The sequence below is a fragment of the Beduini massiliensis genome (genome assembly GCF_000829905.1).
In the GTDB taxonomy this organism is placed as follows: Bacteria; Bacillota_I; Bacilli_A; order Erysipelotrichales; family Coprobacillaceae; genus Beduini; species Beduini massiliensis.
Genome location: NZ_CDPP01000005.1, coordinates 628,456 through 647,075, shown reverse-complemented (window position 1 = coordinate 647,075; position 18,620 = coordinate 628,456). Strand labels below are relative to the sequence as shown.

At 35.7% G+C, this 18,620-nt stretch carries 15 protein-coding genes and 1 tRNA gene; 11 read left to right on the top strand and 5 right to left on the bottom strand.

The window, feature by feature from the left end:
* The first annotated feature begins 74 nt into the window (after positions 1–74).
* The 3 genes from BN1225_RS09830 to BN1225_RS09820 all read left to right on the top strand — a co-directional run bounded on the left by BN1225_RS09830 (position 75) and on the right by BN1225_RS09820 (position 6,308).
* Positions 75–1,226, top strand: a complete 1,152-nt coding sequence (locus BN1225_RS09830; protein ID WP_041139614.1) for an exonuclease SbcCD subunit D — start codon at positions 75–77, stop codon at positions 1,224–1,226.
* Positions 1,223–4,255, top strand: coding sequence for an AAA family ATPase (locus BN1225_RS09825; protein ID WP_041139613.1), 3,033 nt, complete (start codon positions 1,223–1,225; stop codon positions 4,253–4,255). Before BN1225_RS09830 ends, BN1225_RS09825 begins: the two co-directional genes overlap by 4 nt.
* Positions 4,256–4,358: 103 nt before the next feature.
* Complete coding sequence (locus BN1225_RS09820; RefSeq protein WP_187117548.1) at positions 4,359–6,308, top strand: GGDEF and EAL domain-containing protein; 1,950 nt, start codon at positions 4,359–4,361, stop codon at positions 6,306–6,308.
* A 26-nt stretch (positions 6,309–6,334) separates the two neighbouring features.
* Here BN1225_RS09820 and BN1225_RS09815 read toward each other — a convergent pair whose 3' ends face one another.
* Together BN1225_RS09815 and BN1225_RS09810 are read right to left on the bottom strand one after the other, a co-directional pair.
* Positions 6,335–6,985, bottom strand: a complete 651-nt coding sequence (locus BN1225_RS09815) for an Rpo12/RPC10 RNA polymerase subunit family protein (protein ID WP_041139612.1) — start codon at positions 6,983–6,985, stop codon at positions 6,335–6,337.
* Between the two features lie 14 nt (positions 6,986–6,999).
* Positions 7,000–8,127, bottom strand: coding sequence for an SPFH domain-containing protein (locus BN1225_RS09810; protein WP_041139611.1), 1,128 nt, complete (start codon positions 8,125–8,127; stop codon positions 7,000–7,002).
* A 254-nt stretch (positions 8,128–8,381) separates the two neighbouring features.
* On the opposite strand from BN1225_RS09810, the gene BN1225_RS09805 reads away from it, so the two are divergent.
* Positions 8,382–8,468: transfer RNA gene (locus BN1225_RS09805), tRNA-Leu, on the top strand.
* Positions 8,469–9,090: 622 nt separating this feature from the next.
* Positions 9,091–9,648, top strand: coding sequence for a signal peptidase I (gene lepB / locus BN1225_RS09800; protein WP_041139610.1), 558 nt, complete (start codon positions 9,091–9,093; stop codon positions 9,646–9,648).
* A gap of 30 nt (positions 9,649–9,678) precedes the next feature.
* Here lepB and BN1225_RS09795 read toward each other — a convergent pair whose 3' ends face one another.
* The 3 genes from BN1225_RS09795 to BN1225_RS09785 form a co-directional block, all read right to left on the bottom strand.
* Positions 9,679–10,446, bottom strand: a complete 768-nt coding sequence (locus tag BN1225_RS09795) for an HAD family hydrolase (protein WP_041139609.1) — start codon at positions 10,444–10,446, stop codon at positions 9,679–9,681.
* A 78-nt stretch (positions 10,447–10,524) separates the two neighbouring features.
* Positions 10,525–11,394, bottom strand: a complete 870-nt coding sequence (locus BN1225_RS09790) for a helix-turn-helix transcriptional regulator (RefSeq protein ID WP_041139608.1) — start codon at positions 11,392–11,394, stop codon at positions 10,525–10,527.
* 50 nt (positions 11,395–11,444) lie between these two features.
* Positions 11,445–11,933 (bottom strand): phosphatase PAP2 family protein, encoded by a 489-nt coding sequence (locus tag BN1225_RS09785; protein WP_041139607.1) that lies wholly within the window; start codon positions 11,931–11,933, stop codon positions 11,445–11,447.
* A gap of 178 nt (positions 11,934–12,111) precedes the next feature.
* Here BN1225_RS09785 and BN1225_RS09780 point away from each other — a divergent pair, with 178 nt between their 5' ends.
* From BN1225_RS09780 to BN1225_RS09755, 6 genes are read left to right on the top strand one after another with little or no spacing between them, the layout of a single operon-like run.
* Positions 12,112–14,157, top strand: coding sequence for a cysteine peptidase family C39 domain-containing protein (locus tag BN1225_RS09780; RefSeq protein ID WP_041139606.1), 2,046 nt, complete (start codon positions 12,112–12,114; stop codon positions 14,155–14,157).
* A 1-nt stretch (position 14,158) separates the two neighbouring features.
* On the top strand, positions 14,159–14,620 hold the full coding sequence (gene ybeY / locus BN1225_RS09775; protein WP_041139605.1) for an rRNA maturation RNase YbeY: 462 nt from the start codon (positions 14,159–14,161) through the stop codon (positions 14,618–14,620).
* Between the two features lie 9 nt (positions 14,621–14,629).
* Positions 14,630–15,031 carry a cytidine deaminase gene (locus BN1225_RS09770; protein WP_041139604.1) on the top strand — a complete coding sequence of 134 codons (402 nt, stop codon included), beginning with the start codon at positions 14,630–14,632 and terminating at the stop codon, positions 15,029–15,031.
* Entirely contained in the window at positions 15,024–15,920 is an 897-nt protein-coding gene (era, locus tag BN1225_RS09765; protein ID WP_041139603.1) for a GTPase Era, read from the top strand. Before BN1225_RS09770 ends, era begins: the two co-directional genes overlap by 8 nt.
* A complete protein-coding gene (recO, locus tag BN1225_RS09760) occupies positions 15,920–16,642 on the top strand; it encodes a DNA repair protein RecO (protein ID WP_041139602.1) in 723 nt (240 codons plus the stop codon). Before era ends, recO begins: the two co-directional genes overlap by 1 nt.
* A gap of 28 nt (positions 16,643–16,670) precedes the next feature.
* The gene (locus tag BN1225_RS09755) at positions 16,671–18,494 is read left to right on the top strand and encodes a YgiQ family radical SAM protein (RefSeq protein WP_041139601.1); all 1,824 of its coding nucleotides are present in this window, start codon (positions 16,671–16,673) and stop codon (positions 18,492–18,494) included.
* Positions 18,495–18,620 lie beyond the last annotated feature (126 nt).

Here is an 18,620-nt window from a genome sequence, read left to right as displayed (position 1 = left end):
TGCACTTTTTTTAATGCTTGCTTATTAGTTTAGAATAAGGAATATGCTATAATGTGGGATATGGAGGTGATCTTGTGAAATTTATACATATAGGCGATCTGCATTTAGGAAAATGGATTTGCGGACATTCCATGATTGCGATGCAAAAAGAAGTATTGTTTGAACTGTTAACTATGATGGATCAGCAGGATATACGCTTGCTTTTAATTGCCGGAGATGTCTATGATCGTCTGGTTCCCCCTATAGAAGCCGTGGAATTATTCGATGATTTCTTAACGGCGGCTATTCGTCAATATCATATTCGAGTGCTGATGATCAGTGGGAATCATGACAGTGATGAGCGTCTGAATTTCGCCAGTCAGCTATTGAAACCAGAAGGGCTGTACATCGCTTCTAAATTACAGGAAAATTGGGAGACTTGTCTTTTAGAAGATGAATACGGTGACATCGAATTTCACTTGCTGCCTTATATCAAACCGTCTCAGGTTAAAGCATTATATCCTGAAGTGAAAGTGAAAACTTATCAGGAAGCATTGGCACAGGTGATTTCTCAGCATCCCCTAGAGCCAAAACGCCGTCATGTGTTAATCACACATCAGTTTGTAGCGGGCGGGCAACAGGTGCAAACCAGCGAATCGGAAACAATATTGAGTGTTGGTGGAAGTGAAGTGGTGGATGTCCATCTTTTTGATAATTATGACTATGTTGCTTTGGGTCATCTGCATGCACCGCAGGCGGTGTCTCGTCAGGAAGTACGTTATTGTGGATCATTGCTTCGTTATTCTTTTGATGAAGTCAAACAGAACAAAACAGTGTGCAAGGTAGAAATGAAAGAAAAAGGCGATACGGTGATCGAACAGATTCCTTTACATCCGACTTTAACTATGCAGAAATACAGTGGCTATTTTGCTGAATTTATAGATGAAACAAAGAACATTATTGAAAATAAACAAGATTATATTGCTTTTGAATTATTAGATGACAGTTTGATAGCAAATGCAATGGAACGTTTGCGAATGCTTTATCCTAATGCCATGCAGTTAACTTATAAGCAGCTGCTAAAAGAATATGACGGTAAAAAAACAGTAGCAAATCTGCAAGTGGAAAAACAAGATGACTTTACTTTATTCAAAGCATTTTATCAGACTATTCGAGATCATGAATTAGATGATGAAAAAGCCACGATCATTGCAAATACATTAGAAAAGGCAAAGGAGATAAAATGAAACCTGTACAATTAGAAATATCCGCTTTTGGTCCCTATGCTTCAGCTGTCACGATTGATTTTACTTTGTTATATCAAGATGGATTGTTTTTAATTACAGGAGCAACCGGAAGCGGAAAGACAACAATCTTTGATGCCATTACATTTGCTTTGTACGGAGAAGCCAGCGGTTCGCTGAGAGAAGCGAAAAGCCTGCGTTGTGATTTTGCCGATTCTAAGCAGGAAACGTATGTCGATTTAACCTTTCAGTTTAAAAAACAGATATATCATATTCGCCGTAGTCCTCAATATATCAAACCGGGGCGCAAGACACCGATAAGTGCACAAGCAGAACTGACAATGCCTGATGGAAAAATTTTTAGCACTTCGAAAGAGGTGAACCAAGCTATTTCTACCTTGTTAGGGGTGGACGTTCTGCAGTTTAAGCAGATCGCAATGATTGCTCAAGGAGAATTTACACGATTGATTCATGCAAGCAGTGATGAAAAAGAAAAAATTTTCAGAAAACTGTTTGGAACTCATCATTATGATCGTTTTGAGAATTTATTGAAAGAAAAATATCATCAGTATAAACAAAAAATAGAATCGACGATGGTTGCAATCGAAACATTGAAAAAACAAATCGATGAAGAATCGGCTTCTCTAACAACGGGGTCCTTCATCGACACAATAAAAGCGAAGGCAGTTGAAACTGAAAAGCAATTAATTCTTCAAAATGATGAATGGAATCAATTATTAAAGCGATTAGAAGAAAAGCGCCAAAATTATGGTTGGATTGAAAAAAACAATGCACGATTAGATCAGCTTGAAAAAGCATTGGCAGTACAGTCTGCTTTATCTGATCGAGAAGCAAAGATGAAACAGCATCAAGAAGAGTTATCGGCTGCTAAAAAAGCCAACGAGCTGATGCTTATTGAAAAACAATGGAATGAAACACAAAGACAATATCAGATCATGCGTGATCAGGAAACCTCGCTTCAGCAAGAAATCCTCAATCTAAAAAAAGAGGCAGGGCAAGTTGATCAAGCATATTTAGCGGTGCCACAGATTCAGCAGGAAGTACAATCTTTGCATATGGAATTGAAAAAGAATCAAGATCAATGGGAAAAGTTAAAGATACTCAAAGACCTTCAAGCAAAGAGTACGCTGTTAGAAAAAGAGGGGGGACAATGCCAAACAAAGCTTATTGAACTAGAACGTAAAAAAGAAGAAAATACTCGTCTTGAACAGCATTTAACAATATTTATTGAATCTTCTCAAGGCGTTGATCTGCAATACTATACTTGTCAGCAGGAGTTAAAAGAGATACAGATACACTTAGATCGTCATCTGCATTTAGAAGAACTGATGAAAAAAGAAGCAGAGGCGCATCGACACTATACAACGCAAGCTTTAACATATCAAAAAGAAGCGGATGACTATGCTTCCTTGAATCAACAGACCTTACATTATGAAAATCGTCTCATGATGGAACAGGCAGGTATTTTAGCACAAAATCTAAAAGAGAATGATCCGTGTCCGGTATGTGGATCAATACATCATCCGCAGCTGGCACAATTATCGGATCAAGATTTATCGGCGGAGACCTTAAAAAAAATGAAAGCAGCATCAGAAAGGGCGCAACGTCGTCTGCAGGATACTTATCAATTTGTTTTAGAAAAGAAACAAGCATTTGAAGACATTCAGCGGCAGATTCACTTTGACTGTGATGTCATCGGAATCTCGCTAGAAGAAAAACAGAAGGCTAAAGAAAAGCTGATAAGCAAGATGGAAGATTTAACACTTCGTTTAGAGACATTAAGCAAACTGCAAAAAGAAGTGCAGCAAAAAGAAGCTCAGCGTCAGTTAGTTTTAAAAGAAACAGAGAGTATTTTGCAGAATTATCAACATACGATGCAATATTTACAGGAGCTGCAGGCTCAAATTGCCACCTACAGCGGACAAATGAAAGGACTGGATGTAGAGGCAGAAAAAGAAGAGTGCATAGCAGAAAAAATAACGGATATCAAACAAAGCATCACATTTAAGACAAAAGAAATCGATACTGCAACAAAAGCGTATAACCTTTTGCATACCACGCTAAATACCTTATTAGGGAAACAGACGGGTTATCAAAGTGAAAAGATAAAGTGGAAGCAGCAGTGCCTTTGTGAACAGGAAACCTTTGATAAACAACTGAGGGTATTATTTAAGGATTTACCGCATTATCAATCAGCAAAACGGTCACCAAACGAAATCCTGCAATTAGAAAAATCATATCAAGACTATCTTTTAGCTAAAGAACGCAATGATACCTTGGTATTGTCACTAAAAAATGAACTTACCAGTACAACAAAAATAGATTTGTCTTCTTTATCAAAAGAGATCGAAGCATTAGAAGAACAAAGTATAATCATTAGAGATCAGTATCAGCAGAAATTAGGACTTTATCAACAAAATCAGCGTCTGCTTAAACAATTGGAAAAAGAGTATCATGCGATTGAATTAATTGAACCTAGCTATCAAAATTATTATGATCTTTATTCTTTGACTTCGGGGAATAATGCTTTGAAATTATCATTTGAACGTTATATTTTAGCAGCTTATTTTGAACAAATCCTTGCATTAGCGAATATTCGTTTTCAAGAGATGACGAATCAGCGCTATAAAATGCTGCGAAAAGAAGAAAAAGGAAGCCGTCAGTCCGGATTGGATATCGTCATTCAGGATTACGAGAGCGGGACAGTCCGTGATATTAAAACATTATCAGGGGGAGAAACATTTAAAGCGGCTTTATCTTTAGCTTTAGGTTTATCCGATATGATTCAAAGCTTTGCCGGTGGAATTGAGTTGGATATGTTGTTTATTGATGAAGGATTCGGTTCTTTAGACAGTGATTCTTTGCAGCAGGCACTTCATGTATTGCTTCATTTACGCCAAAGTGACAAACTTATTGGGATTATCAGTCATGTTCAGGAATTGAAAGAACAGATAGATCGGCAAATTGTGATAAAAAAAGAAAATATGGATAGCTATATCGAGGTAATATAGTGTTCGTATTTCTTTTTTTATTATAAAGAAGTCATCTTGTATAGGGGGATTAAGAATGTTATAATGGGGGCAGTAAGCGGGAAAAGGATTGGGACTATACATCATGATAAGTTTGGATTGGAACATTGCACCGGAGTGCATTTCAGCTGTTATACTCAGTATAATTTGGCTGTATTCAAGAAGAGGGAGTTGGCTGCCGACATTGAGAAATCGTATTTTCCAATGTTGTTTTTTGGTTACTTTTCTAGCGATTATAACCAATATTCTTTCGACTATCATGATTGCTTATTATCATGTGTTCCCACTTTGGCTAATATGGCTGATTACCACGATCTACTTTATATTTACACCTTTAATGGGAGCCGTCTATTGCTTGTATGCCGCAACGATTATTTATCAAAATAAGGAACACTTGCTTCGATTTATGAAGTTAAGTATGATTCCCGCAGTTCTTTACACATTGTTAGTACTGACGAATCCTTTTAATAAGGAATTATTTGATTTAAACTATCAATCCGGTTATGTAAAAGGTCCATGGATTGCGATTACTTATATTCTTTTTTATGCTTATTGTTTGGGATCACTGATTATTGCTTATTTAAAAAGAGATAAGGTAGATAAAAATGTTTTTAATATTCTTTCTGCTTTTCCAATCATTGCCAGTGTAGTGATTGCTGTTCAGCAAATTTTTCCGACTATTATTTTGACCGGTTCTGCCGCTACATGTGCATTATTAATCATTTATCTCTATTTACAAAACAAACAGATTTCGATGGATTATCTGACGGATATTCCTAATCAGTTGGAGCTTTCTAATATGCTGGAGTATTTGCTTAGTGAATATCCTAAACAGCATTTTAGTTTATTTGTTATTTCTTTGCGTGATTTTACTCAAATCAACAGTGCTTTTACTCATCAGGTAGGCGATGGCTTTTTAAAAACGATTGCTTCTTATTTAGCTTCTTTAGTTGGACAACAGCATGTCTATCGTTTTAAAGGGGATGAGTTTGCGATATTGATTCGCCAGCCACATGAGGTGATTGCTGTTATTTTAAAACAGATTCAAGAGCGCATGCAAAAGCCTTGGGTTGTTAAAGAGCATGAAGCTATTCTTTCTTATGTGATTGGGGCAGTGGATTATCCGGAGAGTACGACCGGAATCGAAAGTTTAATCAGTTCCGTTGAGTATGCCGTTTCTGCAGCAAAAAAGAATTATAATGGCTATGTGTGCTATTGTGATCAAAATATGTTTGAGATGATTCAAAGAAAAAGAGAAATCGTCAAGATTTTAAAGGATAAGATTGCAAGTCAGGATTTTGAAATGTATTATCAGCCTATCTTTAGCGTAACGACACAGCAATACGAATATGCTGAATCATTAGTGCGTATTAATGATAGCCCTCTAGGACCTATTTTGCCTTCTGAATTTATTCCAATCGCAGAAGAAACAGGTTTGATTATTGAAATGACCTATATGATTTTAGACAAAGTATGTCAATTTGCCCGTCGTTTAATAGATGAACAGATAACGATTAAATGTATTCACGTTAACTTTTCGGCTATACAATTCCGTCAGCCTCATCTAGCACAGAAAGTCTGTGAGATTATTCATAAAAACAATATTCCCTTTTCGGTGATTAAGATTGAATTTACTGAATCTACTTTAGCTGAAAATATGGATATCATCCATGATTTTGTGAGTAATATGGAAAAGATGGGAATCTACATGGGACTGGATGATTTTGGTGTAGGATATTCCAATATCTCGACGGTCATACAAATTCCTTTTACAACAATTAAGTTGGATAAGAGCTTAGTATGGGCAGCGAGTAAACAAGAAAAATCGGCGATAATGGTTAAAAATCTTATTCGTACTTTTAAAGATCTGAACTTAACGGTCGTAGCAGAAGGTGTCGAAGATGATTTTCAAAATCAGTTTATGATTCGTAATGGCGTGGATCAGATTCAAGGATATTATTATTCAAAGCCGTTATCTAAAAAGGATATGATTCGTTTTATGAAAGAACATAATCCGAGTATAACAAAAGGTTAAACACCCCAAATGTTTAACCTTATTTTTTATTTTAAGACTGTGCCGCAGTATTCACACACTTTTGGACTGCCTGCATAAATTTCATTTTTAGCGCCGCAGCTTGAACAAACATAAGTTTCCAAAGCCGCCGTATCGATTCCTTGGTTTACAGGTTTTTGCGTTAATATAATTTGATTTCTTGAACGATCAATATAGGCATTAGCAAGATAACCGTTATCGATCATAGATTGCAGATCATGGGTTACTTGACTTGATGATAGTGACAGTGCTGAAGCAATTTTGCTGATTTCACTTAATTGGTTATTCACAACTAAATTGATATAACGTTTATATTTAACGGAGTTCTTATCAATCTTTCTCATCTTATTAAATAGGATAATTCCTCCTAATAGGAACATCGCTGAAATTAAAAGGTAGGGAATCATTTGTGCACCGACAATTTGATGTTCAACACCTGCACTGTCTTTGCCTGTCATTTGACCACTTAAAGTCATCACCATGGCGAGTGCTCCAAATCCCATTAATATATATGAGGTAATCTTTAATCCTTTAGAATGCTGAAAAGTCGCTGCTTTATCGTTGTTGAAACGTCGAATTAACAAATATATCCCAATCGGCCAAAAGAAAATCAATGCACACGTGATTACGCCCCATGAAGTGTTTTTTGTTTGTTTCATATTATTTACTCCTTTTATAGTTTAGTCCCACATTCCGGACAAAATTTAGTGTTTGGTTTCACTTTAATTCCACAATTAGGACATTTTTTATGCATTGGTTCACCACAGCTAGGACAGAAATTCGCCCCTTCTGGGACTGCCCCTTTGCAATTTGGGCATTCCGTTTGTTTGGCGATTTGTACATCAGTCCCGCACTCCGGACAGAATTTGGCATCGGCACGAATCATCTGATGACATTTAGGACACTCTTTTTGTTTAGTTGTCACATCAATCTGACTGGCGATGCCACCCATTTGCTGTCCCATAGGAACACCAAGACCAGCCCCTAAACCTAATCCGATTCCGGCACCCATCAAGCCACCTCCGCTGTAATCATTTTTAGCGGCTCCTTCTAATGTATCAAAAGATCTTTCCTGCTGATAACTATAACCGATAATATCCATTTCTGCTCGTTTAGCTAAAGCGTCTCTAAGCTTGACAACGGATGGATCATCTTCGGGTACACTGACATCATTAACGTTGAAATTAACGATCTTGATTCCATATTCTGCCATTTCCGGACGAATCTTGTCTAACAGACAGTCGGAAATTTCTTCTAAATAAGCCCCAATCTCTAATATCGGAACCTGTTCTTTAATAAGGTAAGAAGAAATGGCATCTTTTACTTTAGTTAAGTAGATACCTTTAAAATACTTCACGACAGATTCTTTATCAAAATATGGAACTGTTCCGACTAATTTGGTCAGAAATGCCTTGGAATCTGAAATAGTAATCCCAAACTGCCCATAGGCTCTAACTGGGATCATGACATTATATTTAGGGTCTTGCAGCTGAATAGGTGAGGGGGTTCCCCACTTTATATCTAAAACAACTGTCTTATTGATGAAATAAATTTCGGCGGTAAATGGTGAATTTCCACCAAATGGAAGCCCGATCAATCCAGTGAGTAATGGAATATTTTTAGTATCTAAAACATGTCTTCCAGGACCAAAGCGATCTAAAGCTCTCCCTTCTTTAAATAAAATTGCTTCTTGTGATTCATTGACAATCAATTGTGTCCACGTGCTTAACTCTTCATCTGGATACTTCCAAGCAAAAACATCAGGATCCCCATTGTATTTGACAAAATCAATGATAGCCATCTTTATCCCTCCCGATTACTATAATAATTACAGTATCTATTATACTGTATAAAGAATAGATTTACTACTTCTTTTAAGATGTGTTTGTCAAAAATTGTCACTTTAAGTGATAAACGAAATTGCTTTTATTTTTACTTACAAATAGAAACCCCTATTTATTACATCTATTAGGTATAATAAAAATATAATTTTTTAAAAAAAGGATTGCTTTTTTTTTATTATAATTGTATAATCTACTAGCAACGTAATTGATTGCCCAAGTGGTGAAATTGGTAGACGCAACGGACTCAAAATCCGTCGGTAGCGATACTGTGCCGGTTCGAGTCCGGCCTTGGGCACCATTAGATAATAACGATCCGAAAGGATTGTTTTTTTGTTTTATTAGGAATTTGAAAATGGTTAAGAACCATAAAGGATGAAACTTACTTTATTAAATGTGTAAGTTTTTATTTGATTTACTACAATAAAACAAATGGAATACGTTCTTGGCAGATTGGTTTCCTCATTTTTATAGAAATTCTTATTTATGGTGGTTTGAGCTTTATTTTGTGTATGCTTTGGACTATTGTAGGAAAAGAAATGATTTCTCGGGCATTAAACATCCCGCTTCAGCTTACGTTATTTCATTTCTTCCAGCGCTATATGGTGTATTATTCCTTACTGTTCATCTTACCAAATTTAATTTTTCTGCCTAAAATATTAAAATATACACCTAAAGAAGTGTTGAGAAATTAACTGTAAATATCCTATGACTTAATTGCTAAAGAGATATAATCGGATTTGTTATTAAAAAGACAAGTGGGTCAGAAGAATATAATGGAATAATATGAGGATTATGTGAGGATGGAGGAATTAGACACTATAATCGTGTTATCAATACTAAATGTTATCTTTATTCTATCGTCTATCTTGATAATTATCTTAGGCGGCTATATAATAAAATAGAATAAAAGGAGTCTTTCAATGGAAAAAAATAATTCAAAATCAAAAGAACTCATTAAAACAATTATAGAATTAGTCGCCGTAGCGGTGGTGACATCTCTTATATTTACAAAGGTGGTCAATCCTGTCATCGTGAATGGAAAATCAATGTATCCGACATTAGACAATAATGATATTTCAATCATTAATGTCATTGGACTAAGTCAAGATAGTTTAGAACGTTTTGATGTTGTGGTGTTATATTCAACGCAGCTTCAAGAGAAAATCGTTAAGCGATTGATCGGGTTTCCGGGTGAAACTATTCAATTTAAAGATGATCGTCTCTATATTGATGGCGTTGAATATGAAGAAACTTATTTGGATAAGGAATATATGGAAGAAGCTAAGCTTAAATACAACAGTTCTTTGTTTACCGAAGATTTTGAAGTAACTGTCCCTGAAAATGAGTATTTCGTGATGGGGGATAATCGTTTGGTTTCTGCTGATTCACGTGTTTTAGGAAGTTTTCCTTATGATAAGTTTATTGGCAAAGATGGAGTAATTTTATTCCCGTTCAATCATATTAAAACAATTAAATAAAAAAATAGGGATACATCGGTATCTCTATTTTCATTTCTCTAAAAAATCTGCAATGCACTGATAGACATGGTCAATATGGTGAGTTGCTTTTTGTTTAACTTCAGTTGGAGATTGATGGAAGGTATAGCTTTCATCCGCAATTTCAAACATTGGGATATCGTTCCAGGAATCTCCAACAGCTCCTAACTGATAAGATTCATTTTCAGAATCTAAATCGATAATAAAATGAATCGCAAATGCTTTTGATATATTTTGGGGCACGATATCCACATACCAGTTATTCTGGTGGACTTCGCAATGATAAAAAGTTTTTGCTTGATTGAAAATGGGTTGAATGTCACCCATGTTCTTATTTTTAGATTCAACACAAATATTGATGATCTTACTTAGATTGGGAATTTCTTGAGTATCTTCTTGATTTTCTAACAAATAAATTTTTTCCCCATCAAAAACACTGCATAGTAAATCGGAATGGGTATTTAAACGATAAAACAGTCTCAAGCTTTGCTCTGCAATCTCCTTTTTTAAAGTCATTTGAAAAATACAGCGGCGATCAGAATCAAAGATTTGGGCACCATTACTTGTAATGTAATACGTATGTGTTAATTGTTGATTCAAACGATCAAATAATTGAAAAGTGCTTATTTTATTTCTTCCGGTTGAAATAATCAAGGTATGTTGTTTAGTGAAGAATTCTATTGCTTGTATGTCCTTCTCCAAAACTGATCGTTTTTGATTGCTCCCATTATTATGTTTCAAAAGTGTTCCGTCAATATCACTGGCTAAATATTTTTTCATAGTTATCCTCCTTATTTCTACTCATTATTTTAGATAAAGAAAGAAGAAATATCATTCCTATATTTAAGAAAATAGGGGTCAATTTTTAATCTGATGTCTTTTATTAAAATGACGGAATTTATTTGGAGATAACTGATAGATTGCTTTGAAGACTTTATTAAAGGATTTCACAGAAGCAAAGCCGCAAGCTTCTGATATTTGAATGATGGAAAGATCACTGTTAATCAGCAACGGAAGAGACTTATCAATTCGAATACTGTTCAGATAAGTGAGAAAGGTCATGCCGATATAGTTTTGAAATAGGGAAGCAATATACTGAGGTGTGTAGGCAAATTGCAAAGATAATTCATTTAAGGTTAAGGGTTCGTTATAATGATTTTTGATATAAAGGCAAATATCTTGGATTAGAGTTTGATGTTTCAGTGTGGATATTTCAATAGAAGCATGATGGATTTCTTTAAATTCACGAACAAAAAGATAGGCTACTTCAAAAAGTAAACTATAGATTTTTAAATGATATCCTTCTTCTTTAAGTGCATAATGACTATAGATTTGAAATAATAATGTTTTTACTCTTTCAGGTTCTGTGATCTTTTTTTCTTTTTCCAACATAGTTTCATTTTCAATTCTAAAGTTAGGATCATTACTAATATTACGGATAAAGTCATTAGATATCTGTAAAACGAGGATTTCATTTTCAACAGGACATATGGTAGCGTGAGCTTCTTCAAGATTAATGTAGAGATAATCCTCCTTTTTTAAGTGAAAGATAGTCTCTTTAATCCTAATATCTAAACTGCCATGGACACAAAATAATAATTCTGCATCACGATGAGTGTGTAAAGGATATCCAATCGCAGATTTTTTACCTTGAAAATAGAAAATACGAAGAGGCAGTCGTTCATAGGGAACGAGGATTTCTTTTAATAATTCGATGGATGGCTGCATAATAAACTTCCTTTCTATAAAAAACAAGCATGAATCATGCCTGTTAATCGCTATAAAATAAACAACAGTATGCCAAAGACGGTACTGACAGCGGCACCGGCAGCAATATCTTTAATAAAATGAACACCGGCAATGACTCTTGATATCCCGACATATAAAGCGATGATAAAGCAAAGAATACCGAGTGGCAAAGATATATACAGACAGCTAAACGCAATGATTACGGCGCTTCCTGTGTGGCGGCTGGGAAAAGATTCTCCTTGATGATGCTTAATTAAAGGTTCAATAGAATAAATGTCAGCAGGACGCGGACGATTATAAAATTTACGCATCAAGGTAATGGTGAAGAGAGCGAAAAAAGGGTAAAGCAGAACTTTGATTAGACGTGGGTCATGCTGTAAGGATAAATAAAGAATCATTCCTAAATAAATGATAATAACACCAACAGGAGAATAACGGCATAATAAAGTAAGCAGTTTTTCTTTTGTTGTATTAGTTCGACACCACTTTAATACAGATTGATATTGTTGTTCATTCATCTTTGTCACCTCTTTATTATAGTACCAAAAATTATTCTAAAATGTAACCCAAGTCTTTATAAGAGAATGGTGTTGTATCGTTTTTAATCAATATATTGCAAAAATGAGTTGAAAAGTTATTGAAGCGAGTAAATCTTTGAAAAAGGAGGAATAAGTAGATAGGAGCAGGGGGAAATGTATGAGAAGATATCCAATCTATCTGCAGGATGAGAATTATTCCTGTGGAGCTTACAGTATATACATGATCTTAAAATACTTTCATATTAAGGATGAAGTGGATCATATTAAAGCGCTTTGTCGTCTTGACCATCATGGCATCAGCATGCAGGGATTGATCGAATGTTTGAAATACTATCATATTGAAGCCAAAGGATATGAGACAGATTTAGAGACGCTAACAGCACATATGCGCTATCCTTGTATTTTACATACGCATCATGAAAACAGATCACATTATATGGTTTTGTATCGTTATAAAGCTCCTTATTTCATTTGTGGGGATCCGGCTAACGGTTTAGTACGTTACACATTGGCTGAATTAGGGCAGCTTTATCGAAATCGAGCGATTGTCATTCAGATCGTTGGGCATCCGCCTCATACTGCGGCGCTTTCTTTTTATCAGTATGCTTGGCAGCAAATAAAACTAAGGCGTTCCTTTATTATAAAAATAATGGGGATATCCTCTTTCTTATCTCTACTTACTTTAATAATGAATACCTATTTTAAATATTTAATGGATATGCTCAATGACAATGTGAATACTTCACTTGTCAATATATTGAGTATTGGCGTTCTTTTTGTTTTGCTTCAAAAAGCTTTCTGTCAAAAGATAAAGAATGATTGGATGATTCAATGTGAGCAACAGCTGCAAACAGATATTATATATTCAACGCTGGATCATCTTTTATTACTGCCAATGGACTATACGGAACGTTATTTACCGCAGGAAAGTTTAAATAAGCTTCAGACGCTATTTGAATTACCGCAATATTTAGTGGAATGTGTAGAGAGTCTGTGTGTAGATGCAATACAGATTATCTTATTTTTTGTGGTGCTTTATTGGGTGGCGGCGCCGTTATTGACAGGGATTGGCATGATTTTCATCTTAGTGATGGGGTTAAGCTATTTGATCTTGAAACGATTGAATAAGAAAGATAAGCAGATTTTAGTTGACCATCAATATCTTATGACACTGTCTCATCACTACTTGATGCATGCTCAAAATTATTCACTATTTAGATTAGAGACAGTAGAAAAACAGAACCGAGAATCTTTCTTTATTCACTATTTGCAGCATTTTAAAGAGAAAAAAAGAGATTTAAGCTATTATCAGATCATAGTGAATGTTCTGCTTCAATTTATGAGTATATTATTGTTTTACCAAGGTTATGGCTTGATCCGTTCTAATCAACTGACAATAGGAGAATTGATGCTGGCTTATACATTGGTTTCCTATTTAGTAGATCCTTTATTTAGAGCGATTCAATTAATCATTCAAGGAAAACGCATGGAGATGGTTTTTGAACGTTATAAAACGTTGAATATCGAAAATAAAGAAGGACAAGAAACCATACAAGGGCCTATTAATACAGTTGCTTTTGATCATGTCAGTTTTGCTTTTGGTTATCGAACTCCTATTTTTGCGCATCAGGATGAGGTTTTCTCTCATCATTTGCAAGTCGTTGGTGATAATGGGAGTGGGAAAACTACTTTTCTTAAATTGATTACCGGACAGTTAAAAGGGTACCGTGGCAGCATTAAGTTAAATCAGGCAGAACTTAAAAATATTCCCGAAAAGGAACTCAAGGAGAAAATCTGTTTTTTGAATGGAGAACCCTTTATTGCGGATATCAATGTCCTCCAGTTCTTAACGGAAGGGATTGATCAAAGTGCTTTATATAAATTGATGGGTAATTTTTATTTAACGGAGCTTTATCCTTTGCTGACATGTTCACTGGATGGACAAGGTCAAGGGTTATCTCAAGGGCAGCTGCAGCTAATTGCCTTTGTTCGAGTTATTTTGCTGGATTATGAGATGTATGTCTTTGATGAAGCATTTAGTCATATGAGTGATTCTTTAAAACAGAAAGTCAAACAAATATTAGAAAGTGAGAATTTTAAAAATAAATTAATTCTGGTGGTGGATCATCAAACAAATATTGTTTCTAATAGCGAAAGCTGTGTTATAATAAGCAAAGGAAGTATACATATAGGAGCGAAATAAAATGGAATTAGATATTGAAATGATTAATGAATTAGAGATGGATTTAAGTGAATTTGAAGCTTTATTTAATGAGATCGCTTTATATACATTTGATTATTTGAAGATTGAAGAGGATATTGAATTTTCTGTAAGTATCATTGATAATGATCGAATTCATGAGATCAACAGGGAATATCGTCATATCGATCGACCAACCGATGTCATTACCTTTGCTTTAGAAGATGAGGAATCCCCTTATGTAGAAGGGATGCCGCGCTTGTTAGGAGATATTTTTATTTCTTATGATAAAGCAGTCGAGCAGTCACAGGATTACGGACATAGTATCAAACGTGAATTATGTTTCTTGTTTACTCATGGATTACTGCATTTATTAGGCTATGATCATATGGTGGAAGAAGATGAAAAAGTAATGATGGCATTACAGGATACGATATTGAATAATATGGATATTTTAAGAAAGTAGGGAAGAAGAATGGATGTAAAGAAAAGAATAGAAAGAGCTTTTGAGGCTTCTAAAAAAGCGTATATCCCATATTCCCATTTTGCCGTAGGAGCAACAATTGAAATGAAAGATGGGACATGGTTTGATGGCTGTAATATTGAAAATGCGGCATACGGATCGACGATGTGTGCAGAGCGCAATGCAATATATCAGGCATATTGTCATGGGTATCGGAAAGAAGACATCGCAACACTGACGATTGTGGCTTATGGCAAAGAGGTCGTTACGCCTTGCGGAGCCTGCCGTCAGGTTTTAGCGGAATTGATGCTGCCGGAAACGCCTATCATTCTAGCCAACCCAACAAAGCATCTGATTACCAATATCAAAGCTTTATTACCGGGTGCATTTTTAGAGGAGGATTTACATGTTTAAATCAGGATTTGTAAGTATCGTAGGAAGACCCAATGCGGGAAAATCCACTCTGCTGAATCAGATGCTTAAAACAAAATTAGCGATTATGTCCGATGTAGCGCAGACAACGCGAAATACGATTCAGGGGATTTATACAGATGAAGACAGTCAAATTGTGTTTATCGATACACCGGGAGTTCATAAGCCACAGGATCGATTAGGATCGTTTATGAATACTTCAGCATTAAATTCAATCTATGGAGCAGATGTCATTCTTTTTATTGCTCCGGCTAATGAAAAGATTGGTAAAGGGGATCATTATATTATCAATCGTTTAAAAGAAGCTGAGATACCTGTTTATTTAGTATTAAATAAAGTGGATTTGCTTTCAAAAGAAGAACTGATCCAAAAATTAATGGAATGGCAGGATTTGTTTCCTTTTAAAGAAATTATTCCAATCAGTGCTAAAACCGGATTGCAGGTAGATCATCTGATTCGTGTATTAAAGGATGACTTGCATGAGGGACCGAAATATTATGAAGACGATCAGTTAACCGATCATCCGGAACGTTTTATTATAGCCGAATTCATTCGTGAAAAAATATTGCATTACACACATGAAGAAGTCCCGCATTCAGTGGCGATACTTATCGATAAAATTGAAGAAGATGAAAAAGAACATCGTTTAGACGTTATTGCTTCGATTGTGGTAACCCGCGACTCTCAAAAAGGAATCATCATCGGAAAACAAGGGGCTATGATCAAGAAAATTCGGTTAGCTGCACGTAAAGATATTCGTCAGTTCTTAGGAATGGATGTAGATTTAGATCTTTTTGTGAAAGTGGAAAAAGATTGGCGTAATAAAGAAAAATATTTGAAAGAGTTAGGATATAACGAGGACGAATATTAATGAATGAAACGACGACCCTTGCCTTTATTTTAAAGACCATGCCCTATAAGGAAAAAGATCGTTTAGTTTATGCCTATACTAAGGAATTTGGACGATTGACTTTTATCGCTAAAGGGGTCAATAAAATGGAAAGTAAAAATGCAGCGGCTTTGCAGGAATTGAGTTTAGTAGAAATGATGATTATCCCTAAAAAGGGGATCAGTCTTTTATTGAAAGCGACAATAGTTGATTTCTATCGTCATCTTAAAGAAGACTTACAGCTACAAATCTACAGCAGTTATATGAATGAATATGTGTATAAGCAGGAAGAAGAAAATGTACCGGATGCACAGCTGTTTACACTTATAGAAGATAGTTTTCAGGCATTGCAGGCAGGGTATCCGCCACAGGTGGTATATGATTTATTTAATTTGGCAATGCTGGAAAGATCGGGAACTGTCTTGGAAGTTAACCATTGTGTCAGGTGTCAGGAAACGAACCCTATCGCTTCAATCAGTATTGTTGATGGTGGATTTGTCTGTGTGGATTGCTTGAATAAAAACGATCCGGTTTATTCGAAAGAAGTATTAAAACTATTTCGGCATATGCAGCTGTTAAAAATAAAAAACATAGATAAGTTAAGCTATACGGAAACGACGCTGAAAGAAGTAACGCAAATTATTGAAGCATTTGTAGAAGAATACAGCGGAATCTATTTTCAAACTAAGAAATTTATGACATAATAGAAAACCGTAAAGAAAGGATGAGGTTATGAACGAATTTTTACCTATGAACGCCCAAGAAATGAAAGATAGAGGATGGGAACAGCCTGATTTTGTTTATATATGTGGGGATGCTTATGTTGATCATCCGTCATTTGGAGCTGCCATCATTTGCCGTACTTTAGAAAGCCGAGGGTTTAAAGTATGCTTTTTAGCTCAGCCGGATTGGCATTCATTAGATGAATTTAAGCAGTTTGGAAAACCTCGCCTTGGTTTTTTGATTTCATCAGGGAATATTGACTCTATGGTCAACCACTATAGTGTTTCAAAACGCAGACGTAAGAAAGATCAATATACTCCCGGTGGGAAAATGGGGAAACGCCCTGACCGTGCTGTCATCGTTTATTCTCAAAAGGCTCGACAAGCTTTTAAAGATGCCACGATTATTATCGGTGGGATTGAAGCGAGCCTTCGCCGTTTGGCTCACTATGATTACTGGGATGATAAAGTGCGTAAATCTATTATTATTGATGCAAACGCCGATCTTTTATTATACGGTATGGGCGAAAACAGTATCATTGAAGTAGCCGAAGCATTGGACAGTGGGTTGGAAGCAAAGTATTTAACTTATTTAGATGGAACCGTCTATAAAACAAAAGATATTTCCAATTTGAATGATTACATAATGCTGCCAAGTTATGAAGAAATCTGTCAAGATAAAATTGCCTATGCAAAAGGGTTTAATATTCAATATCAAAATACCGATCATTTCAATGCTTCAATCTTAGTAGAGCCTTATGATGGTTGGTATGTCGTACAAAACCGACCGAACCGTCCGTTAACTACGCAGGAATTTGATGATGCTTATGCTTTGCCTTATCAGCGTGATTATCATCCGCGTTATAAGGAAATAGGCCATGTACCCGCGATTGAAGAGGTGAAATTCTCTCTTATTTCAAATAGAGGCTGCTTTGGGTCATGCAATTTCTGTGCTTTGGCTTTTCATCAGGGAAGAATCATACAAGCTCGTTCCCATGAATCCATTATTGAAGAAGCAAAGAAAATTACTCAGGACCCGCAATTTAAAGGGTATATTCACGATGTTGGCGGACCGACTGCAAACTTCAGAGCACCATCGTGCCAAAAACAATTGGAACATGGAACTTGTGTTGCCAAGCAGTGCTTATGGCCTAATGCCTGTAAAAATATGGAAGTCAGCCATCAAGATTACATCGAATTATTAGATCAGTTGCGCTTACTTCCAAATGTGAAAAAAGTATTTGTTCGTTCAGGTATCCGTTATGATTATTTAATGTATGATAAAGATGATACATTCTTTAGAAAATTGGTGCAAAATCACATCAGCGGACAATTAAAAGTAGCACCGGAGCATATCAGTGATCGTGTACTGGATAAAATGGGGAAACCACGTCGTGGTCTTTATGAAAAATTTGTGAAACGCTATGAAGATTTGAATAAGGAATATCATAAGAATCAATATTTGGTTCCATATTTGATGTCTTCTCATCCGGGCAGTGACTTAAATGCAGCGATCGAACTGGCAGAGTATCTGCGTGATATCCATCATCAGCCTGAACAGGTACAGGATTTTTATCCAACTCCGGGGACTTTATCGACAGCTATGTATTATACAGGATTAGATCCACGGGATATGAGTGAAGTATATGTACCGCGTGATCCTCATGAAAAAGCGATGCAGCGTGCCTTGATGCAATATCGCAATCCGAAAAATTATGATCTCGTATATGAAGCGCTGATTAAAGCAAAACGACAGGATTTAATTGGTACCGGTCCTAAATGTTTGATAAAACCAAGGGGTTCTCGATTTAAACCAAGTTACTCTAAGCGATAAATCTTGGTCTATTTTAAAGAAGTAGATAATATATTATGGGGACAGCCATGGAAGCATGAACTGTCCTTTGCAATGTGAAAAGGTACCCTTATCGTTGGTTGACAAAAGCACGGGTAAAACGTATTG

Excerpts from the sequence above, each read along its gene's own strand:
- BN1225_RS09795 (WP_041139609.1), bottom strand. The coding sequence starts at position 10,446 with ATGAAAAAATATTTAGCCAGTGATATTGACGGAACACTTTTGAAACAT.
- BN1225_RS09820 (WP_187117548.1), top strand. The coding sequence starts at position 4,359 with ATGATAAGTTTGGATTGGAACATTGCACCGGAGTGCATTTCAGCTGTT.
- BN1225_RS09780 (WP_041139606.1), top strand. The coding sequence starts at position 12,112 with ATGAGAAGATATCCAATCTATCTGCAGGATGAGAATTATTCCTGTGGA.
- BN1225_RS09815 (WP_041139612.1), bottom strand. The coding sequence starts at position 6,985 with ATGAAACAAACAAAAAACACTTCATGGGGCGTAATCACGTGTGCATTG.
- BN1225_RS09770 (WP_041139604.1), top strand. The coding sequence starts at position 14,630 with ATGGATGTAAAGAAAAGAATAGAAAGAGCTTTTGAGGCTTCTAAAAAA.
- BN1225_RS09785 (WP_041139607.1), bottom strand. The coding sequence starts at position 11,933 with ATGAATGAACAACAATATCAATCTGTATTAAAGTGGTGTCGAACTAAT.
- BN1225_RS09790 (WP_041139608.1), bottom strand. The coding sequence starts at position 11,394 with ATGCAGCCATCCATCGAATTATTAAAAGAAATCCTCGTTCCCTATGAA.
- ybeY (WP_041139605.1), top strand. The coding sequence starts at position 14,159 with ATGGAATTAGATATTGAAATGATTAATGAATTAGAGATGGATTTAAGT.
- lepB (WP_041139610.1), top strand. The coding sequence starts at position 9,091 with ATGGAAAAAAATAATTCAAAATCAAAAGAACTCATTAAAACAATTATA.
- BN1225_RS09755 (WP_041139601.1), top strand. The coding sequence starts at position 16,671 with ATGAACGAATTTTTACCTATGAACGCCCAAGAAATGAAAGATAGAGGA.
- BN1225_RS09810 (WP_041139611.1), bottom strand. The coding sequence starts at position 8,127 with ATGGCTATCATTGATTTTGTCAAATACAATGGGGATCCTGATGTTTTT.
- BN1225_RS09825 (WP_041139613.1), top strand. The coding sequence starts at position 1,223 with ATGAAACCTGTACAATTAGAAATATCCGCTTTTGGTCCCTATGCTTCA.
- recO (WP_041139602.1), top strand. The coding sequence starts at position 15,920 with ATGAATGAAACGACGACCCTTGCCTTTATTTTAAAGACCATGCCCTAT.
- era (WP_041139603.1), top strand. The coding sequence starts at position 15,024 with ATGTTTAAATCAGGATTTGTAAGTATCGTAGGAAGACCCAATGCGGGA.